This window comes from Pseudomonas sp. S2_H10, assembly GCF_054668285.1.
In genome coordinates this window covers 585104-609371 of the sequence record NZ_CP162754.1, presented here as the reverse complement: position 1 = coordinate 609371, position 24268 = coordinate 585104, and the positions used below count along the sequence as shown (strand labels likewise).

The following is a 24268-nucleotide window of genomic DNA, read 5'->3' as shown; positions in this document are numbered from 1 at the left end:
TCATTACGTGAGCTACGAAACGATTTTGCTGGAAACCCACGGCCGCGTTGGCCTGATCACCCTCAACCGTCCTCAGGCGCTGAACGCGCTGAATGCGCAGATCGTCAGCGAGCTGAACCAGGCCCTCGATGGTTTCGAGGCGGACTCGAACATCGGCTGTATCATCCTGACCGGCTCGAAAAAAGCCTTCGCCGCCGGTGCCGACATCAAGGAAATGGCCGAGCTGAGCTACCCGCAGATCTATATCGACGATCTGTTCAGCGACAGCGACCGCGTGGCCAACCGCCGCAAGCCGATCATCGCTGCGGTCAACGGTTTCGCCCTGGGTGGCGGCTGTGAGCTGGCGTTGATGTGCGACTTCATCCTGGCTGGCGACAATGCGAAGTTTGGCCAGCCGGAAATCAACCTCGGCGTATTGCCGGGCATGGGCGGCACCCAGCGCCTGACCCGCGCCGTGGGCAAGGCCAAGGCCATGGAAATGTGCCTCAGCGGTCGTCTGATCGATGCCGTGGAAGCGGAGCGTTGCGGAATTGTCGCGCGTATCGTGCCGAGCGATGAGTTGCTGGACGAAGCGCTGAAAGTCGCGGCGTTGATCGCCAGGAAGTCGCTGCCGATTGCGATGATGGTCAAGGAAAGCGTCAACCGTGCCTTTGAAGTGAGCCTGGCCGAAGGCGTGCGGTTTGAGCGTCGGGTGTTCCATGCGGCGTTTGCGACGCAGGATCAGAAGGAAGGGATGGCGGCGTTCATTGCCAAGCGGGAAGCCGAGTTCCAAGGCAAATAATGTAACGCCATTTTGAGCAAGCCCGCTCCTGTAGGAGCGAGCCTGCTCGCGAAAAACCTGAGGGCACCGGGTTGATTCAGGTGCCCCGCGTCATCGTTGACCTCCATCGCTGGCAAGCCAGCTCCTACAGGGTTTCACACTAAATAGTTCTTCAGTTCGCGGGCAATCACCATCCGCTGAATCTCGCTCGACCCTTCGTAGATCTGCGTGATCCGCGCATCCCGGTAGTATTTCTCCACCGGATAGTCTTCCAGATAGCCGTAGCCGCCATGAATCTGAATGGCCGACGAGCAGACCTTTTCCGCCATTTCCGAAGCAAACAGCTTGGCTTGTGAGGCCTCCGACAGGCAGGGCTTGCCGGCCGTGCGCAGGCGCGCAGCGTGGAGGATCATCAAGCGTGCGGCGTTCAGTTGCATGTGCATGTCGGCCAGGAGGTTGGCGATGCTCTGGTGTTCATTGATCGTTTTGCCAAACTGCACCCGGTCACGGGAGTAGGCCAGGGCCGCTTCGAACGCCGCGCGGGCGATGCCCAGCGCTTGGGCGGCGATGCCGATACGACCGCCTTCGAGGTTGGACAGGGCGATGGCCAGGCCCTTGCCGCGTTCGCCCAGCAGGTTGGCTTCGGGGATGGTGCAGTTGTTCAGGGTGACGGCGCAGGTGTCGGAAGCGCGGATGCCCATTTTGTGTTCGGTGCGGTCAACGATGAAACCTTGGGTGTCGGTCGGTACCAGGAACGCCGAGAGGCCACGCTTGCCCAGGTCCGGATCGGTCACTGCAAACACGATCGCCAGCTTGGCCCGCTTGCCGTTGCTGACGAATTGCTTGGCGCCGTTGATCACCCATTGGCCGTCGCGCAGCTCGGCGCGGGTGCGCAGGTTGTGCGCTTCGGAACCGGCCTGGGGTTCGGTCAGGCAGAAGCAGCCGATGACCTGGCCGCTGGCCAGGTCCGCCAGCCAGGTCTGTTTCTGTTCTTCGCTGCCGTAGTTGAGCACCGGCCCGCAGCCCACGGAGTTGTGGATGCTCATGAAGGCGCCGGTAGCACCGTCGCCGGCGGAAATCTCTTCCACGGCCAGCGCGTAGGCGACGTAGTCGACATAGGTGCCGCCCCATTCCTCGGGCACCACCATGCCGAGCAAGCCCAGTTCACCCATCTTCGCCACCAGGGCGTCGTCGATCCAGCCGGCCTTTTCCCAGGCCTGGGCATGGGGCGCGATTTCGCCACGGGCAAAATCCCGGGCCATGTCGCGGATCATGACTTGCTCTTCACTCAATTCGATATCGTGCATGGCTCAGCTCTCGCTCCGGTCAAACCCGCTGAAGAAACTCGCCACGTGTTCGGCGTCCAGCGCCTCGAGGGTGGGCGGGTTCCAGCGTGGTGCCTTGTCTTTGTCGATCAGCAAGGCGCGCACGCCTTCGATCAGGTCGCCGCGCTCGAACCACTGGCGGTCCAGGTGCAGCTCAAGGGCAAAACATTGCTCCAGCGGCAGCTCGCGTCCGCGACGGAGCATTTCCAGGGTCACGGCCATGGCCAGCGGCGAGCGGGTTTCCAGCAGGTCGGCGGTGGTGACGGCCCACGCATGGCTGTCGGCGACCGTTACCTGGCGCAGTTGCTCCACAATACTCGGCACATCGGGCTGGGCGAAGAAGTGGTCGATGGCCGGGCGCAAAGTCGCCAGTGGCGCGTCGGGCAATTGCTGCACGGCGAATTTCGCCAACAGACCCTGCAGGTCCTTGAGCGGCGTGTCGTGCCATTCGAGCCGGTCGAGATGCTCGTCCAGCGTGGTCAGTCGGGCACTTTCCAGGTACCAGTCCGCCAGCCCGCAATACAACGCGTCGGCAGCGCGGATCTGAACGCCACTGACGCCCAGGTAAATTCCCAGTTCCCCGGGAATGCGCGGCAGGAAGTAACTGCCGCCGACGTCCGGGAAGTAGCCGATGCCGACTTCCGGCATGGCCAGACGGCTTTTTTCGGTGACCACGCGCAAGTCGGCGCCTTGCACCAGGCCCATGCCGCCGCCGAGGACAAAACCGTCCATCAGCGCCAGCACCGGTTTGCGGTAATGATGGATCGCGAGGTCGAGGGCGTATTCCTCGACGAAGAAATCTTCGTGCAGGCTGTCGCCGCTCTTGAAGCTGTCATGCAGGGAACGAATGTCGCCGCCGGCGCAGAAGGCTTTTTCGCCGGCGCCGCGCAAGACCACGGCATGGATGTGCGGATCCAGGGCCCAGGCGTCGAGCTGGCGGTGCAGGTTGCGCACCATGTCCAGGGTCAGGGCATTGAGGCCGGCGGGGCGGTTGAGGGTCAGGTGACCAATGTGGTTGCGAACCTCGGCCAGCACTTCGTTTTGCATGGCATCCAGGGACAGCGCCCCCTTCGATGAAACCTGAGCAGTCATCTCTAACTCCCTGCTTTTATTGTTCTTTATCAAGATGCTCGCGCGCGAGCGATGGCGGATCGTATCAGTGCAAATTTGCCTTGTACAACCGGGATAAGTGCAGGTTATCTGTGCGTTTTTGCATGTCTGTGTCCGATATCGTTACAGCTTAGACCATGGTGGATTCAGGCAAACGCCGCGAGCAAATCCTCTTCGAAGGCCTTCTGCGCCTCGCCGGCCACCTGCGCCCGGTGCCGGGCCAGATGAAACGCGACATCGAAACTCATGTCGCTGCGACGAACGGTCTTGAGCAGCCCCTTGTCTTCCCAGGTGCGGGCGAAGTGGTTGGGCAGGTAACCGACATGCTTGCCGGAAAGAATGAAGGCGAGGGTGCCTTCGACCTGTTCCGAGCGTGCCGAACACAGCTTGCCCTGAAAGGGTTCGTCGCTGCGCAGGAAGCGGTAGGGGTGATCGACCCGGTCGCTGGCCTGCAAGTCCTGATCGTCGGGGGCGGGGTTGGTGAACAGCGGATGGCCGGGAGCGCAATACAGATGCTGGGTTTCGATGAACAATTGGCGGTAGTCGAACGCGCTTTGCACCTGGGAGAAATAGCCGATGGCCAGGTCCAGCCGCTGTTGCAGCAGCAAGCGTTCCATCTCGCCGGGCATGGCGCTGATCAGTTCGATACGCACGGATTCGTCCCGCTCACGAAAGCGCCGGATGGCCCCGGCCACACGCTGCAGCACTGATTGATCCAGCGCCTCGGACAGGCCCAGACGCACTTCACCGATCAAGCGCCCGGCTACACCGTTGGATTGATGTCGGAAGGCTTCGATGGACTCGAACAGTCCACGGGTGGCGCTGAGCAGTTGTTCGCCTTTGGGCGTGATCCTGAATCCACCCTTGCCACGACTGCACAGCCGATAGCCGAGGCGGGTCTCCAGCTTGGCCATTTGCTGGCTGATGCTCGACTGGCTCAAGCCCAGTTCGCCCTGGGCGGCGCTGAAACCGCCGCACTCCACCACGCTGACAAACAGACGCAGCAATTGCAGATCCAGGTCGTGCAGTTGGCCGAGCATCAAACATTACTCCGTCATAAAGTCAGGATAATTAACTTGGTATTTCACCAATGTATCCGACGACGCATCCTGCAACCACTTCTTCCGGTCAGGTGTTCGTCATGGCTCCCCAGTTCAAGCTGTGTTTACCCGCGCTGTTGCTCGCCGTTGCCGTCTCGGCCCAGGCCGAGGACAAGGTGGTCAATCTGTACAGTTGGGCCGATTACGTCGCCCCGGAAACCCTGCAACGGTTCGAGCAGGAAACCGGTATCCATGTGCGCTACGACACCTTTGATTCTTCGGAGGTGCTGGAGACCAAATTGCTTACCGGCGGCAGCGGTTATGACGTGGTGGTGCCGTCCTCCAGCGTGCTGGCCCGGGGGCTTGCGGCCGGGGCGTTGAAGCCGATTGCCCACGAAGGACTCAAGGGTTACGCCAACCTCGATCCGGACTTGCTGGAAAAACTCGCCGCAGTCGACCCGGGCAATCACTACGGCGTGCCGTATACCTGGGGCACCCTGGGTTTGGGCATGAACGTCGAGGCGGTGAAACAGCGTTTGCCGGATGTGCCACTCAACAGCCTGGACCTGCTGTTCAAGCCCGAGTACGCGAGCAAGTTGAAGGACTGTGGCATCGCCATTCTCGATTCTCCCCAGGAGGTGATCGGGCTGGCGTTGCATTACCTGGGTAAAGATCCCTACAGCACCGACAAGAACGATCTGTCAGCCGCCGAGGCGTTGCTGCATCAGCTGCAGCCGAACGTGCTGTACGTCGCCACCGGGCGGCAGATCAGCGATCTGGCCAATGGCAGCGTGTGCCTGGCGCTGACCTACAACGGTGACGCGAGCATGGCCGCCGATCAGGCGCACAAAGCCAACAAGTCCTATGAAATTGCCTACCGGATTCCCGGGAAGGCACCATCGTGTGGCAAGACAATCTGGCGATCCCCAAGGACGCGCCACACCCCGAGGCCGCCCGCCAGTTCATCGAATTCATGCTGCGCCCCGAGTCCGTCGCGGCACTGACCAACACGCTGTTTTTCGCCACCGCCAACCAGGCCGCCACGCCGCTGGTGGATGAGGCCGTGCGCACCGACCCGGACATTTACCCGCCTGCCGAGGTACGTGGCCGGCTGTACGCCGACCGCAGCATGAGCCTCAAGGACATGCGCCAGCGCACCCGCTTGTGGACCACTTTCCGTAGCCGCCAATAACTAGAAATGAAGGAGTCTTCAATGGACGTCCCGATGCAGAACGATCAAGCCATCACCCGTGACAGTCTTTACGGTACGGCCGCCGAAAGTACCTACGCCGGTATCACCAGTTTCATGCGTCGCCGTTACAACCGCGACTTGCGCGGAGTCGACGTGGCCGTCAGCGGTGTGCCGTTCGACACCGCCACCAGCAACCGTCCGGGGGCGCGTTTCGGGCCGCGGGGCATTCGCGCCGCCTCCGCCGGGATTGCCTGGGAACGGCACTGGCCGTGGACCTTCGATCCGTTCGACCATCTGGCGGTGATCGATTACGGCGATTGCGATTTCGATTACGGGTCGCCGCAATCGACGCCTGAATGCATCGAGGCCCACGCCGAGCACATCCTCAATGCCGGTACGGCAATGCTGACCTTTGGTGGCGATCACTTCATCACCTATCCGCTGCTCAAGGCCCATGCGCGCAAGCACGGAGCGTTGTCGCTGATCCACTTCGACGCCCACAGCGACACCTGGCCGGACGAAGAGGGCAAGCGCATCGACCACGGCACCATGTTCTGGCACGCGGCCAAGGAAGGGCTGGTCGACCCGTCGCGTTCGGTGCAGATCGGCTTGCGCACCACCAACGACGATCATCAGGGTTTTCAAGTGCTGGATGCGCGGCAGGTGCATCGCCGTGGCTGCGAGGCGATTGTCGAGGCGATTCGCGCGCGGGTCGGCGACAACCCGGTGTACCTGACTTTCGACATCGACTGCCTCGATCCGGCGTTCGCCCCGGGTACCGGCACACCGGTCTGCGGCGGCCTGAGCACGGTGCAGGCGCTGGAGATCCTCGGCGGATTGCGCGGGATCAATCTGGTGGGCATGGACGTGGTGGAAGTGGCCCCGGCCTATGACAGCGCAGAGATCACCTCACTGGCGGCGGCGACACTGGCGATGGAAATGCTGTGTCTGTATGCGGCCAGGCACAAGGTCGATAAGTAATACACCCAACCCTGTGGGAGCGAGCTTGCTCGCGATAGTGGTCGATCAGCCAACATGGATGTTGAATGTTCCGCCCTCATCGCGAGCAAGCTCGCTCCTACAGTTTTGATGGGTGTCAGGTGCCAGGTCGAGGACGTGCTGGAGTTGGAAATGATGTGTCTGTATGCGGCCACAACACAAACCCTGTGGGAGCGAGCTTGCTCGCGATGAGGCCCTGCCAGCCAACAGAGATGTTGAATGCAAGACTGCCATCGTCGGAACGCCCCCCGGAGCAAGCTCGCTCCCACAGTTTTGATTTGCGTCAGGCCACTGGAACGATTTGCAGGTCGAGAATCTGACCACCACTAAACCGCGCAAACTAACCGGAAATGGATTCGTGCGGCTGGCGTGGTGACGCGGTGGAGTGGTGGGCGGCGGTGATGACGTCCAGGCTATTGCGTACATTCAGATATCTGATATTGCGAGCGTCGGCGGCTGCCAGGGCGACGGTTTTCACCATCCCTGTTCCATGAACACTCGCCAGAGTGACAACGGTCAGCAAACATAAACTCAATACCAAACGCTTCACTGGTTTATCCCTAGGGGCCGACGCTGCGAGTTTTGATACCCGATCGTCTTGTGGGCGTTAATCCGCTTTCACGTCCATGACGCATTCCATGGCACCGCTCTGCAGCGTACGTTGTTTTCTGGGAACGACTGCAAGCGCGCGGTCAACGGGCAGTACGGGAACGCCGGAGCCCAGAAAGATCGGAATGGTGGTGATGAACAGCTGTTGCAATTCCCCTGCGTCGGCAAAACAGGCTGCCGTTTTGCCGCCACCGACCAGCCAGACATTCTTGCCCTTCGCTGCTTGCCTGGCTCTGGCCACGATGGCCCCGGCATGACCGCGTACGAAGGTGATATCCAGATTGGCGGGGGCTGACCGATTCCGGTTGCTCATGACAAAGGCGGGTACATCCTGGTAGGGCCAGTCATCGGGAGCGTTCGACATGATCCAGTCATAGGTCTGCGATCCCATGACCACCGCTCCGACCGTCTGATAAAAATCATCATAGGCCGTTGCGTCATCCCCCAGCGCAAAGTTCTCCAGCCAATCGAGTTTGTGTTGTTGAGTGGCAATATAACCATCCAGGGTGGCAGCTACGTAATAGATCAGCGTCGACATGTGTTTTCCTTGTAATCATGCAGGTGGGAAATGACCCTTAAATACAGAGTCACTCTGGAAGTGGCGAGGCGCAATGGTGATCATTTATTTCAGGCTGGCGAAGATTATGCCGTTTTTACTTGGCGTGCTGATGTGGGGAGGCAGCGGAGCTTTATATCTTATGCTGCTTGTGAAGTGTCCTTGATTACAAGATGTGGTTGAATTTTTAACTTTGAATTTTAGGCGCCGCGCGTCTGTTGCAGTTGGATTTATGATTGACTATTTAGATTGCAAATCAAATGATAAGAAAGTAACTAAATATTGCGAAGGCCCCGCAATCTGGGGTGGAAAGCCTATTTTTATGAATGATCTGTAGGAATGTTCTGAAGAAGTCCAGCATTCAAAAAATAAGTTCTGGAAATACGGGGGCTCCAAGCAGGCATTGTGCAAAAGAGTGGGTTTATTCAGAGTTTCCTTGGATCGCGCCAGACTATATAAAAGTAGCTAATATGGGGTTTGTTTTTGAGTTGGGAGGCTAGTCAGGGGGCGGATGTTGTTTGTCTGATGGTGGCTGCTTATTTTATTTTTTATTGTATGGGATGGGTTTCGCTACTAAGGCCCGTAATGGATTATTAATGATACATGTACGCTAAATAATGTCTGGCATTTTTTCTGACGGAAAAGGGAATCGAAATCCAGGTTTAGTGCATGCATCCAGTAGAGAAGTACGGTACCAAACTGAGCCAGGCCCATGATTAATGCTGCGAATATTGAGCCTGCTCGCGATGACGGTCTTGCATTCAACATCTCTGTTGGCTGACAGGTCCTCATCGCGAGCAAGCTCGCTCCTACAGGTTTGATTTGCGTCAGGCCACTGGGACGATCGGCAGGTCGAGGACCTGACCACCACTGAACCGCGCGAACGAACCGGAAATGGATTCGTGCGGCACCCCTTTGGCCACTTCACTGACGCCATCCAGTCGCGCCAACTGCTCAGCGCTCAACTGCACATTCAGCGCGCCCAATGTGGCGTCCAGCTGTTCACGGGTACGGGAACCGAGGATCGGAATCAGCGCGGTGGCCGAGCGTTTGGCCTTTTCCCGCAGCCAGGCAATGGCCACGTGGGTCGGGCTGGCGTCCAGCTCTGTGGCGACGTCGATCAAGGTGTCGAGCAGAGCGGTTTCGCGGGCGCTTTTTTCAGCATGAATCAACACGCCGAGCTTGTTCGCGCGGTTGTCCCCTTCGGTGTTGCGGTATTTGCCGGTCAGGAAACCGCCACCCAATGGCGACCACAAGGTCGCGGCCAGGCCCAGGGCTTCGGCCATCGGCAGTTGTTCACGTTCGGCACTGCGTTCGGCGAGGCTGTACTCGACCTGGATCGCGGCAATCGGCGCAAAACCCCGGATTTCGGCCAGAAGGTCGGCGCGGGCGATGCGCCATGCGGGGAAGTTCGACAGCCCGGCGTAGTGGATCTTGCCGGCACTGACCAGATCATCGAAGCCGCGCAGGATCTCTTCCATGGGGGTGACGCCATCGCTCATGTGGGCCCAGAACAGGTCGATGTGATCAGTCCTCAGCCGTTTAAGGCTCTCTTCGACGGCGCGCACCATGTTCTTGCGACTGTTGCCGGTGTGGGAAATGCCATCCGCCGGTGTAGTCCCCAAGGTGTATTTGGTGGCGATGACCAGGCTGTCGCGTTCCACATTGATGAACTCGCTGAGCATGGCCTCGGACTGCCCGCCCTGATAGCCATTGGCGGTATCGATGAAGTTTCCACCGGCTTCCCGATAGCCATCAAAAATGCGTCTGGCTTCGTCACGCTCGGCACCATGGCCCCAACCGGTACCGAAATTACCGGCGCCCAGGGCCAATTCGGAAACACGCAAACCGGTTTTACGACCGAAAACTTTGTAATGCATGGGATGACTCCAGAGAGGGGCGACGGGTTTATAGATGTCGTGTGACATGTATTAAATATGATGCTGGTAATTTAAATCGTCAAGGTACTTTTCTTCCCTGCACAAAACCGCCGATCAATGGTCGCGCTGGCAATCCACAATGGCATACTGCCGCCCATGACTATCGAATCCCCCTTAAGCGCCTGGCAGCACGCCATCGAACAAAAGGGCTTCGTCCAGGACGAGGCCCAGGAACATGCCGTGTGGGCGCTGCAAAAATGCCACGAAGCACTGCACGAAGGCCGCTCGTCCATTTCCGGCGTGTACCTCTGGGGGCCGGTGGGGCGGGGCAAGACCTGGTTGATGGACCAGTTCTACCAAAGCCTGCAAGTCCCGGCGCGGCGCCAGCACTTTCACCACTTCATGGGCTGGGTGCACCAGCGCTCGTTTCAACTGACCGGCACCGCCGACCCGCTCAAGGCGCTGGCCCGTGAATTGGCCGAAGAGGTTCGCGTGCTGTGTTTCGACGAACTGTTCGTCAATGACATCGGCGACGCGATCATTCTCGGGCGTCTGTTCCAGGTGATGTTCGAGCAGGGCGTGGTGGTGGTCTGCACCTCCAATCTGCCGCCGGACCAGTTGTACGCCGATGGTTTCAATCGTGATCGTTTCCTGCCTGCCATCGCGGCGATCAAGCAACACATGCAGGTGATCGCGGTGGATGGCGGGGAAGACCATCGCCTGCATCCGGGGGCCGCTTCGCAGCGCTATTGGGTGGCCGAGCCCGGCAAGCCCGGCGCGCTGGGTGAAGTGTTCCAGGCGTTGAGCGTCGGCCAGTCGGTATCGAGCCAGCCGGTGCAGGTCGGTTACCGCTCGCTGGACGTGGTCGAAGCCAGCCCGACCGTGCTCTGGACCCGCTACCCGGCGCTGTGCGAACAACCCTTCGCGTCCATGGATTTCATCGCCCTGTGCGACACCTACAGCGCTATTCTATTGAGCGATGTCCCCAACCTCAGCGCGAAAAAACGCGCCGGGCGCATTGCCCGCGGCACCGAGGACGGTGTCGAGCGGGTGGACGCGGGGGACCGCGAGTTGCCGCAGTTGTCGGTGCATGACGACGGTGTGCGCCGGTTCATTGCCCTGGTGGACGAGTGCTATGACCGCAAGGTGCCGCTGTACCTTGAAGCGCAGGTGCCGATGGCGTCGCTGTACACCGAGGGTTACCTGGAATTCCCGTTCCGTCGCACCCTCAGTCGATTGCAGGAAATGCAGTTGCAACGGTTTGCCGAAGTTTGATCGGGAGCAGCACACATGAATCAGCCCCTGTCGCACCATCTGCTGACCATGGCCTATCAGAACGCCTGGGCCAATCACCGACTGGCCAAGGCCTGGAGACAATTGACCGCGCAGGAACTGAGCGCACCCCGGGTCAGCTTTTTTCCCGGCATCCGCGCCACCCTCAACCACATCCTCACCTGCGACTGGTTTTATGTGGATGCACTGGAGCGCGAAATGCGCGGCGACGATCCGCATCCCGATTACCAGGTGTTTTTCAAGGAAGACGAACCCTGCCTGCTCGCGACCGACCTCGTCAGTGAGCAGGCCCAGGTCGACCGTCGGTTGATCGCCTATTGCGAGCAACTGCGCGATGCCAGTCTCGGCAAAATCGTCACCATCGCCCGCGACACCCCGCAACACGACAGCCGTTTGCGCCTTCTGTCCCACTTGTTCGAGCACCAGATCCATCATCGCGGTCAGGTTCACGCCATGCTCAGCGGCACCTCGGTCAAGCCACCGCAACTCGATGAATTTTTCTGCGCCGGCGAGTCGCACTTGCGGGCCGAGGATTTTGCCGAGCTGGGATGGACCGAAGCCTTGATCTGGGGCGCTTGAACCAAAGAATTACGCGGTTGCGATTGTCGATACCACGGTGCTCGCGCTATGGTCGGCCGGCACTTCAGCGTGAAATACACGCTGGGGGCTACTTCATGTGTGATCGAGGATGGAAATGGACTCCGCAGAAATTCTTGTGCTTCAGGCCAGCTACACCAATCCGGTGCATGCCGAGGCTATTTGCCTGGTATTGAACCACTACGCCGAGGACCCGATGGGGGGTGGCCAGTCGTTGCCAGCGCATGTGCTGGAGCAACTGCCGGCAGAGCTGGCCAGGCGTCCCCACGCCTTCAGCGTGCTGGCCTTCGTCGGAGGCGAGCCGGCGGGCCTGGTCAATTGCTTCGAGGGGTTCTCGACCTTTGCCTGCCGGCCGTTGGTCAATGTTCACGATGTGTCGGTGGTGAAAAAGTTTCGCGGCCTGGGCTTGAGCCAGAAAATGCTGCAAAAGGTCGAGGACATCGCCCGTCAGCGGGGTTGCTGCAAGCTCACCCTGGAAGTGCTCGAAGGCAACACCGTGGCGCAGGGCTCCTATGAAAAAGCCGGTTTCGCCGCCGGCATGTTCGATCCTGCCCATGGACGGATGCTGTTCTGGACCAAGAGCCTCTGATCCGATAGCCGAAAAAGGGTTTTTCACGCAACACCTGTAGGAGCCGGCTTGCCGGCGATGGACTCCAGTGCGCCGCGTTTATCCGGGTTACACGCGTTATCGTTGACGACCATCGCCGGCGAGCCAGCTCCTACAGAGACCGCGAAATCCCAAAAAAAGGGCGTCCATCAGGACGCCCAAACGGTCTTCTGCGACTGTAGAGCCAGAGGATCATTTCGGTCTGTAGGTCTCAGTCATTTGTGCGGTTTGATCGTCCGGAACCCGCAGTTCGTTGCTTTGGACTGGGTGGCCCAGCGCTGCTTGCTGGGCCAGCCGCAGGCTTTCGAAGTAATAGCGCATGCGTTCGGCTCCGCCTTCGGCAAAAGCGCTGGTCGAACCCAAGGCCATCAGGCCGGCGAGGATCATTGCGGTGCGTTTCATGGTTTGCCTCCCACTACAGATGTCGGATGCCTTTCGTCCATGAATCTATGAAGCAGTGTCGAAATGGCATTATCCGCCGATTCCGTTAAAAGGGAATTAACTCCGGTTGCTGGAAAACCAGCATGAAAAAGGGGCCGGAACCGGCCCCTGAAAGGATTACTGCTGGACGACCGTAGGGGGCGCTTTCGGCTTCATCAGGCTGAAGTCGATCAACGCCCGTTGCTGGCGCTCATACGGGTTGCCGATCATCAGTGGCCGGGCCTTGAAACTGTCGCTGACCAGGCTTTTGCTGTGATCGAGCTCATCGAAGCTCAGGCCCGCCAGATCGGCCCAGGTGTGGATCAGGTGCGAACTGCTGTACGGACGCGAGAGATCACCGGCGACGTTCCAGTCATGGCTTGCCCGCCATTTCGGCGAAGCCCAGGTCATGAACGGAATGGTGTACATCGGCGCCGTCGGCTTGTTTTCGTTGCGCCCGAGCGTGTTGTGGCCCGCGGAGTCGAACACGTCTTCGCCATGGTCGGAGAGGTACAGCAAGAAGCCGTTCGGATCGGTCCTGGCGTAGTCCTTGATCAGGCTCGACACCACGAAGTCGTTGTACAGCACGGCATTGTCATAGCTGTTGTACGTCGGCACCTGATCGTCACGTACGCCGGCCGGCACGCCATTGCGATCCTGGAACTTGTCGAAGGTCGACGGGTAACGGTACTGGTAGCTCATGTGCGTGCCGAGCAGGTGCACGACGATGAGTTTGCGCGGCGCGGCATCCGCCAGGGCCTTGTTGAACGGCTCGATCACGTCGCCATCGTACTGGGCGGCGTTCTGGTTGCGGTTGTTGTTCAGGTACACCTGCTCGTCAGCCTGTTCGGAGAAGGTCGTGAGCATGGTGTTGCGCTTGGTCATGGTCTGCTGGTTGGTGATCCAGAAGGTCTTGTAACCGGCCTGTTTCATCATGCTGACCAACGATGGCGTCGACAGGTAGAGGTCCGGGTTCTCTTCATCGGCGAAGGTCAGGACCTGCTGCAGCGCTTCAATGGTGTAGGGGCGCGGGGTAATGACGTTGTCGAAAACGTCCAGTTGATCCTTGAGCTTGTCCAGCTCCGGCGTGGTTGACCGCGGATAACCGTACAGGCTCATGCGCTGACGGTTGGTGGACTCACCGATCACCAGCACCAGGGTCGCAGGCTGGTTGGCCATGGCGTCCTTGAGGTTGTGCAGGGGTGGAATCTTGCTGGCGCTGTCGAGCATGTCCTGCATGCCTGCCAGGGTTTCCAGGTAACGGTGATAGGCCACGGCCATCTGCCATGGCACTGCCGGCTCGATGCGGGTTTCGAACTTGTCGAAGCCTTCAGCGAAACTGCCGGTGCGCGAGGTCTGCTTGATCAGCGGATAACCGACCACCGCCACCACGATGGCCACGGCCGCCGCAATGGCCTTGCCACGGGGCAGGTACACCGGGCGCAGGCGCGTCCACAGGAACCAGGCAAACGCAGTGTGGGCCAGGAATGCCGGAACCATCCACCAGGCGAAGTACTGGGTCATGTACTCGCCGGCTTCAGACACATTCGACTCGAACATGATGAAGATGACGCTCTGGGAAAACTCCTGCTGATAAATGAAGAAGTAGCCCAGGCTCGCCATGGAGCACGCCCACAGCACAACGCCGATGACGGCAGCCATGACGCGGGTTTGCCGGGGGAACAGCAACATCGGCGCGAGCCAGATCGCACTCATGACAAAGGCCTGGCGGAAACCGGTGAAGCCGGAGGTGCCAGTCAGCTGGATCAGCAGTTGGGTAATGCCGGAAAAGTACCAGAAGAATACGAACAGCCAGATGAATCCGGCCCAGTCAAAACCTGCCGCAGTCGTTTTGCTGCGTTTGAACAAAGACATTCAGCGCTCCAGCCGAGAATTCACTACCACCGCCGGGACTTGAATATCGCGGACGACGAACGAGGGTCGCGCGCAATTAAGCGACCTTAAACGGCTAATTATCGTGAAACAAATGTGAAAATTTCGTGAGTTGCCAGAGATGGCAGGGCGCAAGCCGGTGCGGAAGCAGTGCAGGCTGCTCCCGCTTGAAGCGAGGGAATCAGGCGTGTGGGGCGCGTTGCGTCACAGCCAGGGGCTGCGTCTGACCCGTTTGCAGCAGCAGTCGCAACTGCGCCAGCTCCTGTTTCAATTGATCGCGTTCGTCCTTCAACTGACGCAATTCATCGCGACGGATAGTGACGTAAAGGGTTTGTGCTGGCAGTGCGGTGTGTACTGTGCCCATTGCTCACCTCGCAAATGGCGTGTCTCAACTGTAGATCCGCCTCGAAATCAACGGCTGATCTACTATCGGCGCCAATTTTGATTTCTTTTGCCCCCAAAGGGAACTTTTTTATTTTTCATTGTCGTTGTGTCTTCGGCTTGATTCGCGACGTTATCCATCAGGATCGGGCACAATGCCCGGAAACTTCACGCCAACGCTCTGGACTAACCTCATGAGTCGCGTTGGGCTATAACCTTTGACACACATTTTATTTGTAGTAGGGAGCATCAGCACATGCAACTCGGGATTATTGGACTGGGCCGCATGGGCGGCAATATTGCACGGCGCCTGATGCTCAACGGGCACACCACCGTTGTTTATGACCGCAATACCGCCTTTGTCGAAGCCCTGGCCGCAGAGGGTTCCACCGGCGTCGCCGATCTGCCGGCCCTGGTCGCCGGCCTGGCCAAGCCGCGTGCGATCTGGGTCATGCTGCCGGCCGGCGCGCCGACCGAAGAGACCATCGACACCCTCGGCACCTTGCTCGAAGCCGGCGACACCATCATCGACGGCGGCAACACCTTCTATAAGGACGATATCCGCCGGGCCAAGACCCTGTCGGAAAAAGGCCTGCATTACATCGACGTCGGTACGTCCGGCGGTGTCTGGGGCCTGGAGCGTGGTTACTGCATGATGATCGGCGGCGATGCTGCGACGGTTAAGCGTCTCGACCCGCTGTTCGCCACCCTGGCTCCGGGCATGGGTGACATCCCGCGCACCAAGGACCGCAAGTCCGACGACGACCGTGCCGAGCGTGGTTACATTCACGCAGGCCCTGCGGGCGCCGGGCATTTCGTCAAGATGATCCACAACGGCATCGAATACGGAATGATGCAGGCGTTCGCAGAAGGCTTCGACATTCTGAAGACCAAAAACAGCGAGAACCTGCCGCAAGACCAGCGTTTCGACCTGAACGTCGCCGACATCGCCGAAGTCTGGCGCCGTGGCAGCGTGGTGTCCTCGTGGTTGCTCGACCTGACGGCCGACGCCCTGGCCAGCGATCCGAAACTCGACGGTTTCTCCGGGTCCGTGGCCGACAGCGGTGAAGGTCAATGGACCATCGAAGCCGCCATGGAGCAAGCGGTGCCGGTGCCGGTGCTGTCGAACTCGCTGTTCTCGCGCTACCGTTCGCGCGGGCAGGGCACCTTTGGCGACAAGGTGCTCTCGGCCCAGCGCTTCGGCTTCGGCGGCCATGTGGAGACCTCGAAAAAATGACCCACGCGATCCGCAGGAAATCCAAGGCCGAGCCCGCACCCGCGACGACGCTGTTTCTGTTTGGCGCCCATGGCGACCTGGTCAAGCGTCTGTTGGTGCCAGCGCTGTATAACCTCAAGCGCAACGGCCTGCTCGGGGATGGACTGCGGATCATCGGCGTTGACCACAACGCCATCAGCGATGAAGGTTTTGCGCAAAAGCTCGAAGACTTCATTCGCGGCGAGATGGCTGGCAAGGGTGACCACACCCTTGATCCAGCGGTCTGGTCCAGACTTGCCAAAGGCATCAGCTATGTCCAGGGCGATTTCCTGGACGACAGCACTTATCAAGCGCTGGCGGCGAAAATCGCCGACAGCGGAACCGGTAATGCGGTGTTCTACCTGGCCACCGCGCCGCGTTTCTTCAGTGAAGTGGCGCGCCGACTCGGTGCCGCCGGCTTGCTGGAGGAAACCCCAGAGGCGTTCAGAAGGGTGGTGATCGAAAAGCCCTTCGGCTCCGACCTGCAAACGGCCGAAGCCTTGAACGCCTGCCTGCTCAAGGTCATGACGGAAAAGCAGATCTATCGGATCGACCATTACCTGGGCAAGGAAACGGTACAGAACATTCTGGTCAGCCGTTTTTCCAACAGCCTGTTCGAAGCGTTCTGGAACAATCACTACATCGACCACGTGCAGATCACCGCCGCCGAAACCGTCGGCGTGGAAACCCGTGGCAGTTTTTATGAGCACACCGGCGCGCTGCGGGACATGGTGCCCAATCACCTGTTCCAGTTGCTGGCGATGGTGGCGATGGAGCCACCGGCGGCGTTTGGCGCCGACGCGGTGCGTGGCGAGAAAGCCAAGGTCGTCGGCGCGATCAGGCCCTGGACGGTCGAGGAGGCCCGCGCCAATTCGGTGCGCGGCCAATACGCCGCGGGCGAGATCGACGGCAAGTCACTGCCTGGCTATCGCCAGGAAGACAAGGTCGCGCCCGACAGCAATACCGAAACCTATGTGGCCCTCAAGGTCATGATCGACAACTGGCGTTGGGTCGGGGTGCCGTTCTACCTGCGCACCGGCAAGCGCATGAGCGTGCGTGACACCGAGATCGTCATCTGTTTCAAACCGGCACCCTATGCGCAGTTCCGCGATACCGAGGTCGATGAGTTGCAGCCGACCTATCTGCGCATTCAGATCCAGCCGAACGAAGGCATGTGGTTCGACTTGTTGGCCAAGCGCCCCGGTCAGGCCCTGAAAATGGACAACATCGAACTGGGGTTTGCCTACAAGGACTTCTTCGAGATGCAGCCGTCCACCGGCTACGAAACGCTGATCTACGATTGCCTGACTGGCGACCAGACCTTGTTCCAGCGCGCCGACAACATCGAAAACGGCTGGCGCGCCGTGCAGCCGTTTCTCGATGCCTGGCACCAGGATTCCAGCGTGCAGAGCTATGCTGCCGGAGAAAACGGCCCCAAGGCCGGCGAAGAGTTGCTCACCCGTGACGGTCGCGTCTGGCACCGCCTTGGATGAGGGAGTCCTCCCCCTTACCCTTGTGGGAGCGAGCCTTTGTGGCGAGAGGGCTTGCCGGCGATGGATTCAAGTGCGCCGCGTTTATCCAGGTTACACGCGTTATTGTTAACGACCATCGCTGGCAAGCCAGCTCCTACAAAAACACCGCGTGACCTTCACCTGTAGGAGCCACCACAAAGGGCTCGGCGCTGTCAGAGCCAGTAACTCACCGCATACCAACCCAGCAAACCCATCACCACGGTGTACGGTAACGCCATCCACACCATCCGCCCGTAAGACAGGCGCACCAGCGGTGCGATCGCCGAGGTCAGCAGGAACAGAAACGCCGCCTGGCCGTTGGGTGTCGCCACGCTTGGCAGGTTGGTGCCGGTGTTGATCGCAATGGCCAGCGTCTCGAAATGTTCGCGGGTCATCTCACCGGCCATGAAGGCGCGCTTCACTTCGGTGATGTAAATGGTTGCCACGAATACGTTGTCGCTGATGGCGGACAAAAGGCCGTTGGCAATGAACAGCATGCCCGGTTGTTGATCCGCCGGCAGCGTCAGTACCCAGTGGATCAGCGGGGAAAACAGTTGCTGGTCGTGAATCACCGCGACCACGGCAAAGAACACCACCAGCAAGGCGGTAAACGGCATGGCGTCCTTGAATGCAGTACCCAGGCGGTGTTCGTCGGTAATCCCGGTAAACGCCGTGATCAACACGATCACCATCAAGCCGATCAAGCCCACTTCGGCGATGTGAAACGCCAGGCCGGCAATCAGAATCAATGCGGCAGCGCCTTGCACCAGGAGTGCGGCCCGCTGGCGGGTGGTGCGTTCGGCATCGTCCTCGGCGGCGTAGTTGGCCAGTACCGCACGGACGTTATCCGGCAACAGCGTGCCGTATCCGAACCAGCGCAGCTTTTCCAGAAGGACGCACGTGACCAAGCCTGCCACCAGTACCGGCAGGGATACCGGCGCAACCTTGGTGAAGAACTCGGCGAAGTGCCACCCCATTTCATGGCCGATCAGCAGGTTCTGCGGTTCACCGACCAGCGTACAGACACCGCCCAGCGCGGTACCCACGGCACCGTGCATCAGCAAGCTGCGCAGAAAGGCGCGGAACTGTTCGAGATCGCCCTGATGCAGGGTCGGCAGGTGTTTGTCGTCGCTGTACTCGCTGTCCTGGCGCGGGTCGTTGCCCGAGGCAACGCGGTGATACACCGAATAAAAGCCTACGGCGGCACTGATGATCACGGCTGTCACGGTCAGGGCATCGAGGAATGCCGACAGAAACGCCGACAGGAAGCAGAACATCAGGGCCAGCGAGGCCTTGGAGCGAACCCCCAACAGCAGGCGCGAGAACAGGTAGAGCAACAAGTCCTTCATGAAGTAGATGCCGGCGACCATGAACATCAACAACAGGATCACCGGGAAGTTGTGCAGCAACTCGTCATACAGCGCCTGGGGCGTGGTCATCTTCAACAGCAGGGCTTCAATCAACAGCAGTCCACCGGGCATCAGCGGATAACACTTGAGTGCCATGGCCAGGGTGAAGATGAACTCCAGCACCAACAGCCAGCCAGCGGCCACCGGACCGACAGTCCACAGGACCAGGGCATTGAGAATCAGAAAGCCGACGATGCAGGCCTTGTACCAACGGGGCGAGTGCCCGAGAAAGTTGTGCGCGAACGCCTGGGCCATTGAACCGGACATCGGCTGCTCCTTGTCTTGAGAAGCGCGCAAGTTGCCGCAAGCGCGCGAGAAGATCAAGCGCAGGAAAAATGCAGGTGTTCAGCCCTGATAGCGAGCGATGACCGCCTTGTAGTTTCCGTGGAGTGAATAGCCGCCCACGACGATATTTCCATCGGCCTGCGCGGCGACACAGGTGGCAGTATCCAGGCTGGGGCCGAGGCGGGTACGCGTATATCCGCAGCCTGGGCCAAAGTGGCAATCGGGATGGCCGTCGGGCAGGTAGCGACCGAGAAGGAAGTCTGCTTCGACGCCGCCGATGGTTGCACCCACCGTGAGCACACTGCCGTCGGGCTGCAGCTGCACGGCGGTCCACTGGCATCCGTTGTGACCGATCTCCAGCCGTTGCGGATGTCCGCCGTTGCAATGATTGTCGGGGCGCCCGTTGCTGTGCATTTTGAATGTCAGGCACTGCATCGGCTCGCGACTGCTGCCAAAACACAAGACGTCGCCGTTGTTTTGCTGGACCACCTGACTGACCCGGGCGCCATGGCCCTGCGCCTTGAACGTCAGGAATCCATCCACGGCAAAACTGTCGTCGAGGCGGCCGTCGGCGTGGTAACGCGCCAGCAAGCCTTCTTCAGGAAAGTTGATCGACCCTGCTACCAGAACCCGGCCGTCACTTTGTACCGTGAGGCTGCTGAGCCAGGTATTCATCAGCAGGTGCCGGACCACCACAAAGCCGCGGCCATTGAACGAGCAGTCCAGCGAGCCTTCGACATCCAGCCGTATCAACAGGCCCACGTGATCGGCCAGTTCGAAGTGATGGTTGGCCAGAACAAGGATCCGGCCGTCTGGCTGTACGTCCACATCGCAGGCTTCCGCGCCCGGCACTCCGGGGGGCAGCCAGACATCGCGCACGCCAAGGGACAGACCGCCCGGCAAGCGCACGACACGCCGGCCATTGTCGCCAAAGCCTTGAACCAGGCGACCCTCCTGATCGAACAATGCCAGGGCCGGGAGTGTGCGGTTGGCGTTTTCATAATGCAGGCCGGCCAACAGGATATTGCCGTCGGGCATGACCAGGACCTTGGCACCCATGGCCTCGAATCCCGGTTCGAATTGCCCGATGACGCTGCCTTGCCGGCCGAACGCGAGGTCTGCCGACCCGTCTTCCAACAATCGGGCCAGGCCAAAGCGGCTGCCGTCGGCCATACCGACCTTTGCCGCCACCAGCAAACGACCCTGGGCATCGATGGCGATGTCATTGGCCATGCTGGAAAGGCTGTCGGCGAAATACACCTGGGTTTTGCCGTGGGCGGCAAACGTCGTATCGAGAGTGCCGGCAGTGTCGTGGACGGTGGAGCAGGCAATGGCGGACTGGATTGACATGAACCGCATCTCCTTGCGAGTCGTCCTGATCCAGAAGTTTGGGTGGCGACTTTATAAGGAGGATATTCAATCCCTGAATGGGGAGATGCACAACTGTAAGAACTAACGGACGGAGAGTCGCTGTGTGCCACAACAGTGTCTTTTCGAACCAATGGCAAGCCTGCAAAGAATCCACTGCACAAAAGTTCAAACTAACGGGGCATTTAGTGTAGAGGGGCGAGAACGATCAGCCCAACTAAATACAGGGGGAGGGCGCGGATTACCCCGGGGTAATCCGCAAGACTATTAATGCGGCATCGACCATGACTGCAATGTGTAACCTTCCTCGCTCAGTTCGGCGCGGGCCTGTTCCAGCAGCAGTTCAAGTTGCGCAGGATCGGAATAAGCGCTACTCGGGATCTGCTTGCGGCCAATGCTGGTGCTGGTGCGGTCGATAACGGTCAGGCTCAGCTCGCCATTACCGTCTTGTGGAGCCCAGGCCACGCATTTGAATGGTTTAAATGCGCGGTCGGCAATCAGAAGTGCTTCGTTGATACGCAGCGGGGCGTTCATAGGGTCTTCTCTCTGTATGCCCAGTCAAGTGATGTGCCGTCGGTTGGGCTTACCGTTCGGCTGGTTACTTGTACTGATGCCCGCAACCCGGGGTTGGGTCACACACAATCAAAAGAAATTTCGACTTTATTTCATATGCCCGCAAATGAGCCCGGCATTGAAAGCTGAATGAAAGGAAAGAGTCGTTAGGTGACTATCAAATGCACTTCTTATAACTGGATGTATGACAACCCTATAGTCAAACGGTACAAGGATCCGTCAAGTTCTTGCTAACGTTACAGTCAGGTCCGCCAAATGACTGTTTTTAATAAATTTTCTTTATTTTGGCGCCAAGGAACAGTCATGAGCGATGCACCTGCTTCACGACGTCTATTAGTGGTGGACCCCTGCGACGATTGCTATCGTCTGCTCCCTGGATTGCGCTCTATCGGTTGGGACGTTGACAGCTGCACGCTGGAGCACGCCGCTGACCGAACCTGTGACGTCGGCTTGTTACGCCTGCAGCCGTTTCACCTTGAGCATCCGGACGCCGTCAAGGAATTGATCAGCCGCAGTGGCACCGAGTGGATTGCCGTACTCAATCAGGAAATGCTGCGACTGCAAAATGTCGGTGACTTTGTCTGTGAATGGTTTTTTGACTTCCATACCCTGCCATTCGATGTGGCCCGGGTTCAGGTAACGCTGGGCCGGGCATTCGGCATGGCGCGGTTACGTGGGCAGGGTACGGTCCATGTTGATCAGCCCGAGCACGAACTGCTGGGCGATAGCAAACCTGTGCGTGAACTGCGAAAACTGTTGAGCAAACTGGCTCCGACCGAATCTGCGGTGCTGATTCGCGGTGAAAGCGGCACCGGCAAGGAATTGGTCGCACGAACCCTGCATCGCCAGTCCCAGCGTCACAACAAACCCTTCATTGCGATCAACTGTGGTGCGATTCCCGAACATTTGATCCAGTCCGAGCTGTTCGGCCATGAGAAAGGTGCATTTACCGGTGCGCACCAGCGCAAGATCGGACGGATAGAAGCCGCCAACGGCGGCACGCTGTTTCTTGACGAGATCGGTGACCTGCCACTGGAGTTGCAGGCCAATCTGCTGCGCTTCCTTCAGGAAAAACACATCGAGCGCATCGGTGGCAGCCAGCCGATCGCGGTGGATGTGCGGGTTCTGGCGGCGACGAATGTCGACCTTGAAGCCGCCATCGAGAAGAAACGCTTTCGCGAAGACTTGTACTACCGCCTCAACGTCCTGCAGGTGGTGACCGTTCCGCTGCGCGAGCGCCATGGCGACTTGTCGATGCTGGCCAACCATTTCTCCCATTTCTATAGCCGTGAAACCGGGCGCCGCCCACGCAGTTTCAGCGAAGACGCCTTGATTGCCATGGGCAAGCACGACTGGCCAGGCAATGTGCGTGAACTGGCCAATCGTGTTCGTCGCGGCCTGGTGTTGGCCGAGGGCCGGCAGATCGAGGCGCGCGACCTGGGGCTGATCAGTCAGCACACGATCGCCGCGCCGATGGGCACCCTCGAAGAATACAAGACCCGGGCCGAGCGCCAGGCGTTGTGCGATGTATTGAACCGCCACAGCGATAATCTGAGTGTCGCCGCCAAGGTGTTGGGGGTGTCGCGTCCGACCTTCTACCGGTTGTTGCACAAGCACCAGATTCGTTGAACCCCAACTGCAAAAAAAGGTTCCTCACGCGTTCCCGGGAAACTGCAGGAGCCGGCTTGCCGACGATGGACTGTAGGAGCCGGCTTGCTGGCGATAGGACTCAACTGCGCCGCGTTTATCCAGTCCATACGCGTTAGCGTTAACGACCATCGCCAGCAAGCCGGCTCCTACAAGAGGTCGCGTCCGAGTCGACAATGAGGGGCCTCCAAACCCGTGAAAGCCCCAAAAAACCGCGGCAATGCAAATTGCCGCGGTTTTTTGCCTTGGGTCAGAAGTAGTAAGGGAATTTCAAACTGAACTGGAAGTCCGGGGCGTCGTCCGTCAAGCCGATGGACAGGTTGGGGACGATGGTCAGGTTGTTGGTGGCCGCAATGGTCATGCCGATGTTGAAGTAACCGGCGTTGGCATCGCTGGACACCACCGATTGCCAATCCCCGCCATCTTCCTTGAGCTGGCTTTTGCGTTGCACCAGGTCAGAGACCGAGAACGACATGCTCATCTTTTCGTTCAGGGCAAACGCAATGCCGGCACCGATCTGGAAGCTGTCGCCGATGCGTACCTTGCCTGGCGTCTTGATCGCCGGGTTGGAGCTGATGTCGTCGAAAGACTCTTCCAGGTTGTGCGTGTAGGACAGGCTGCCGAACAGCACTGCCGGATCGAACGTCTTGACCAGAGAGATCCCCGGCGTAATCGACCAGACGCCGTTACCGGTCGGCAAGGACTCAGGCACGGCCAGGTTGGAGTTGGTGTCCACACGAACCAGCTTGATGCCGAACGGGTCTTTGCCGGTCGGTGCCTTGACGCGCAAGGTCAGCACGGCATCGGGCGTGTTGGCCGATTCGTCGAGAAATTTGTAGGCGATCCCGAAATTGGCGTCACCAATCGCCGGGTCTTCCTTGATGGTGTCTTCGGTCGTGACGTTGGAGGAGCCGTTATTGCCGCCACCGGACTGGTACGTGGACTGGCGGTAGACCACCGGCACGTTCAGGTCGAACTGCCAGCGATTGTTGAAGTTGTAGCGGCCGGTGAGGTCCAGCGTCCAGGTGTCGGCCTTGATCCGGTCCAGGTTGATGGCGCCCAAAAAGATCGAGTCCAGGGCGAGAAAGCCGTTGAGGACCAGTTGGCGGGTATCGTATCGGGAATAGGTTATCCCGGTTTCGACGCTGAACTTGCCGCCGCCGAAGAACCCGCTGGCCTCGTCATACAGGTTTGAAACGCTTTGTGCCGGTTGTGAGTCATCGACCAGCGATTGACCATAAGAGCTGCCGCCGCCCCCGGCGGCCCCCCTGAAGCCGCCGCGGCACCGGTGCCGGTGGCGACTGCCTGGTTGCCCTTCAGGTCCGCTGGCGACTTGACCAGGCGTTTGGGAGGGGGCGAAGAGGGCTGGTTTTCAACCTGGCGGACCCGTTGTTCCAGAACCGCCAGGGCTTTTTGCTGGACTTCGTAGCGCTGCTTCAATTCCAGAAGTTCTTGTTTGAGAGCCTCCATTTCCGGGTCAGTTGCTGCCTGCACCATCGCCATCGGGAGTAGAGAGCACAAGCATATGACTGCACGCAGTGAAACCAATCGGTACATG

General features: G+C 59.5%; 20 protein-coding genes and 2 pseudogenes. 9 read left to right on the top strand and 13 right to left on the bottom strand.

Features of this window, described 5'->3' with window-relative positions; all coding sequences use genetic code 11:
- The first annotated feature begins 7 nt into the window (after nucleotides 1-7).
- The gene (locus AB4O16_RS02670; RefSeq protein ID WP_460156921.1) at nucleotides 8-781 is read left to right on the top strand and encodes an enoyl-CoA hydratase; all 774 of its coding nucleotides are present in this window, start codon (nucleotides 8-10) and stop codon (nucleotides 779-781) included.
- Between the two features lie 134 nt (nucleotides 782-915).
- On the opposite strand, the gene AB4O16_RS02665 is transcribed toward AB4O16_RS02670, so the two are convergent.
- The 3 genes from AB4O16_RS02665 to AB4O16_RS02655 form a co-directional block, all read right to left on the bottom strand.
- A complete protein-coding gene (locus tag AB4O16_RS02665) occupies nucleotides 916-2067 on the bottom strand; it encodes an acyl-CoA dehydrogenase family protein (RefSeq protein ID WP_460156920.1) in 1152 nt (383 codons plus the stop codon).
- 3 nt (nucleotides 2068-2070) lie between these two features.
- Complete coding sequence (locus AB4O16_RS02660) at nucleotides 2071-3177, bottom strand: enoyl-CoA hydratase/isomerase family protein (protein ID WP_460156919.1); 1107 nt, start codon at nucleotides 3175-3177, stop codon at nucleotides 2071-2073.
- Nucleotides 3178-3341: 164 nt separating this feature from the next.
- Nucleotides 3342-4235: a LysR family transcriptional regulator gene (locus AB4O16_RS02655; protein ID WP_460156918.1), complete on the bottom strand. Its 894-nt coding sequence runs from the start codon at nucleotides 4233-4235 to the stop codon at nucleotides 3342-3344.
- 50 nt (nucleotides 4236-4285) lie between these two features.
- Between AB4O16_RS02655 and AB4O16_RS02650 the strand changes: the two are divergent.
- Both AB4O16_RS02650 and speB read left to right on the top strand, forming a co-directional pair.
- A pseudogene (locus AB4O16_RS02650) lies at nucleotides 4286-5427 on the top strand (extracellular solute-binding protein).
- A 21-nt stretch (nucleotides 5428-5448) separates the two neighbouring features.
- Nucleotides 5449-6408, top strand: a complete 960-nt coding sequence (speB, locus tag AB4O16_RS02645; protein WP_460156917.1) for an agmatinase — start codon at nucleotides 5449-5451, stop codon at nucleotides 6406-6408.
- Between the two features lie 358 nt (nucleotides 6409-6766).
- Here the strand turns inward: speB and AB4O16_RS02640 are convergent, their stop codons facing one another.
- The 3 genes from AB4O16_RS02640 to AB4O16_RS02630 all read right to left on the bottom strand — a co-directional run bounded on the left by AB4O16_RS02640 (nucleotide 6767) and on the right by AB4O16_RS02630 (nucleotide 9471).
- Nucleotides 6767-6976 carry a hypothetical protein gene (locus AB4O16_RS02640; protein ID WP_460156916.1) on the bottom strand — a complete coding sequence of 70 codons (210 nt, stop codon included), beginning with the start codon at nucleotides 6974-6976 and terminating at the stop codon, nucleotides 6767-6769.
- Nucleotides 6977-7033: 57 nt separating this feature from the next.
- Complete coding sequence (locus tag AB4O16_RS02635; protein ID WP_460156915.1) at nucleotides 7034-7573, bottom strand: dihydrofolate reductase family protein; 540 nt, start codon at nucleotides 7571-7573, stop codon at nucleotides 7034-7036.
- An 845-nt stretch (nucleotides 7574-8418) separates the two neighbouring features.
- Nucleotides 8419-9471, bottom strand: coding sequence for an aldo/keto reductase (locus tag AB4O16_RS02630; protein WP_460156914.1), 1053 nt, complete (start codon nucleotides 9469-9471; stop codon nucleotides 8419-8421).
- 156 nt (nucleotides 9472-9627) lie between these two features.
- Here AB4O16_RS02630 and zapE point away from each other — a divergent pair, with 156 nt between their 5' ends.
- The 3 genes from zapE (at nucleotide 9628) to AB4O16_RS02615 (ending at nucleotide 11950) form a co-directional block, all read left to right on the top strand.
- Nucleotides 9628-10746: a cell division protein ZapE gene (gene zapE, locus AB4O16_RS02625; protein WP_460156913.1), complete on the top strand. Its 1119-nt coding sequence runs from the start codon at nucleotides 9628-9630 to the stop codon at nucleotides 10744-10746.
- A 15-nt stretch (nucleotides 10747-10761) separates the two neighbouring features.
- Nucleotides 10762-11343, top strand: coding sequence for a DinB family protein (locus AB4O16_RS02620; protein WP_160385484.1), 582 nt, complete (start codon nucleotides 10762-10764; stop codon nucleotides 11341-11343).
- A gap of 115 nt (nucleotides 11344-11458) precedes the next feature.
- Nucleotides 11459-11950, top strand: a complete 492-nt coding sequence (locus AB4O16_RS02615) for a GNAT family N-acetyltransferase (RefSeq protein WP_160385485.1) — start codon at nucleotides 11459-11461, stop codon at nucleotides 11948-11950.
- Between the two features lie 210 nt (nucleotides 11951-12160).
- Here AB4O16_RS02615 and AB4O16_RS02610 read toward each other — a convergent pair whose 3' ends face one another.
- From AB4O16_RS02610 to AB4O16_RS02600, 3 genes are all read right to left on the bottom strand, one after another.
- Nucleotides 12161-12370, bottom strand: coding sequence for a hypothetical protein (locus AB4O16_RS02610; RefSeq protein ID WP_160385486.1), 210 nt, complete (start codon nucleotides 12368-12370; stop codon nucleotides 12161-12163).
- 156 nt (nucleotides 12371-12526) lie between these two features.
- On the bottom strand, nucleotides 12527-14263 hold the full coding sequence (locus tag AB4O16_RS02605; RefSeq protein WP_160385487.1) for a phosphoethanolamine transferase CptA: 1737 nt from the start codon (nucleotides 14261-14263) through the stop codon (nucleotides 12527-12529).
- A 199-nt stretch (nucleotides 14264-14462) separates the two neighbouring features.
- Nucleotides 14463-14645, bottom strand: a complete 183-nt coding sequence (locus AB4O16_RS02600) for a DUF6026 family protein (protein ID WP_160385488.1) — start codon at nucleotides 14643-14645, stop codon at nucleotides 14463-14465.
- Between the two features lie 249 nt (nucleotides 14646-14894).
- On the opposite strand from AB4O16_RS02600, the gene gnd reads away from it, so the two are divergent.
- Together gnd and zwf are read left to right on the top strand one after the other, a co-directional pair.
- Complete coding sequence (gnd, locus tag AB4O16_RS02595) at nucleotides 14895-15899, top strand: phosphogluconate dehydrogenase (NAD(+)-dependent, decarboxylating) (protein WP_371925820.1); 1005 nt, start codon at nucleotides 14895-14897, stop codon at nucleotides 15897-15899.
- Nucleotides 15896-17410, top strand: coding sequence for a glucose-6-phosphate dehydrogenase (zwf, locus tag AB4O16_RS02590; protein WP_160385490.1), 1515 nt, complete (start codon nucleotides 15896-15898; stop codon nucleotides 17408-17410). The genes gnd and zwf overlap by 4 nt, the downstream gene beginning before the upstream one ends.
- Before the next feature lie 191 nt (nucleotides 17411-17601).
- Here zwf and nhaB read toward each other — a convergent pair whose 3' ends face one another.
- The 3 genes from nhaB to AB4O16_RS02575 form a co-directional block, all read right to left on the bottom strand.
- Nucleotides 17602-19104, bottom strand: coding sequence for a sodium/proton antiporter NhaB (gene nhaB / locus AB4O16_RS02585; protein ID WP_460156912.1), 1503 nt, complete (start codon nucleotides 19102-19104; stop codon nucleotides 17602-17604).
- A 78-nt stretch (nucleotides 19105-19182) separates the two neighbouring features.
- Nucleotides 19183-20472, bottom strand: coding sequence for an NHL repeat-containing protein (locus tag AB4O16_RS02580; protein ID WP_160385492.1), 1290 nt, complete (start codon nucleotides 20470-20472; stop codon nucleotides 19183-19185).
- A gap of 285 nt (nucleotides 20473-20757) precedes the next feature.
- Nucleotides 20758-21024 carry a hypothetical protein gene (locus AB4O16_RS02575; RefSeq protein WP_007970062.1) on the bottom strand — a complete coding sequence of 89 codons (267 nt, stop codon included), beginning with the start codon at nucleotides 21022-21024 and terminating at the stop codon, nucleotides 20758-20760.
- Between the two features lie 342 nt (nucleotides 21025-21366).
- Here AB4O16_RS02575 and AB4O16_RS02570 point away from each other — a divergent pair, with 342 nt between their 5' ends.
- Nucleotides 21367-22692: a sigma-54 dependent transcriptional regulator gene (locus tag AB4O16_RS02570; protein WP_460156911.1), complete on the top strand. Its 1326-nt coding sequence runs from the start codon at nucleotides 21367-21369 to the stop codon at nucleotides 22690-22692.
- 268 nt (nucleotides 22693-22960) lie between these two features.
- On the opposite strand, the pseudogene AB4O16_RS02565 reads toward AB4O16_RS02570, so the two are convergent.
- A pseudogene (locus AB4O16_RS02565) lies at nucleotides 22961-24267 on the bottom strand (hypothetical protein).
- Nucleotide 24268 lies beyond the last annotated feature (1 nt).

Coding starts and splice junctions, on each gene's coding strand:
- AB4O16_RS02610 (WP_160385486.1), bottom strand. CDS start 12,370: ATGAAACGCACCGCAATGATCCTCGCCGGCCTGATGGCCTTGGGTTCG.
- AB4O16_RS02630 (WP_460156914.1), bottom strand. CDS start 9,471: ATGCATTACAAAGTTTTCGGTCGTAAAACCGGTTTGCGTGTTTCCGAA.
- zapE (WP_460156913.1), top strand. CDS start 9,628: ATGACTATCGAATCCCCCTTAAGCGCCTGGCAGCACGCCATCGAACAA.
- AB4O16_RS02620 (WP_160385484.1), top strand. CDS start 10,762: ATGAATCAGCCCCTGTCGCACCATCTGCTGACCATGGCCTATCAGAAC.
- AB4O16_RS02580 (WP_160385492.1), bottom strand. CDS start 20,472: ATGTCAATCCAGTCCGCCATTGCCTGCTCCACCGTCCACGACACTGCC.
- AB4O16_RS02605 (WP_160385487.1), bottom strand. CDS start 14,263: ATGTCTTTGTTCAAACGCAGCAAAACGACTGCGGCAGGTTTTGACTGG.
- nhaB (WP_460156912.1), bottom strand. CDS start 19,104: ATGTCCGGTTCAATGGCCCAGGCGTTCGCGCACAACTTTCTCGGGCAC.
- AB4O16_RS02575 (WP_007970062.1), bottom strand. CDS start 21,024: ATGAACGCCCCGCTGCGTATCAACGAAGCACTTCTGATTGCCGACCGC.
- AB4O16_RS02615 (WP_160385485.1), top strand. CDS start 11,459: ATGGACTCCGCAGAAATTCTTGTGCTTCAGGCCAGCTACACCAATCCG.
- AB4O16_RS02600 (WP_160385488.1), bottom strand. CDS start 14,645: ATGGGCACAGTACACACCGCACTGCCAGCACAAACCCTTTACGTCACT.
- AB4O16_RS02635 (WP_460156915.1), bottom strand. CDS start 7,573: ATGTCGACGCTGATCTATTACGTAGCTGCCACCCTGGATGGTTATATT.
- speB (WP_460156917.1), top strand. CDS start 5,449: ATGGACGTCCCGATGCAGAACGATCAAGCCATCACCCGTGACAGTCTT.
- AB4O16_RS02570 (WP_460156911.1), top strand. CDS start 21,367: ATGAGCGATGCACCTGCTTCACGACGTCTATTAGTGGTGGACCCCTGC.
- zwf (WP_160385490.1), top strand. CDS start 15,896: ATGACCCACGCGATCCGCAGGAAATCCAAGGCCGAGCCCGCACCCGCG.
- AB4O16_RS02665 (WP_460156920.1), bottom strand. CDS start 2,067: ATGCACGATATCGAATTGAGTGAAGAGCAAGTCATGATCCGCGACATG.
- AB4O16_RS02655 (WP_460156918.1), bottom strand. CDS start 4,235: ATGCTCGGCCAACTGCACGACCTGGATCTGCAATTGCTGCGTCTGTTT.
- AB4O16_RS02660 (WP_460156919.1), bottom strand. CDS start 3,177: ATGACTGCTCAGGTTTCATCGAAGGGGGCGCTGTCCCTGGATGCCATG.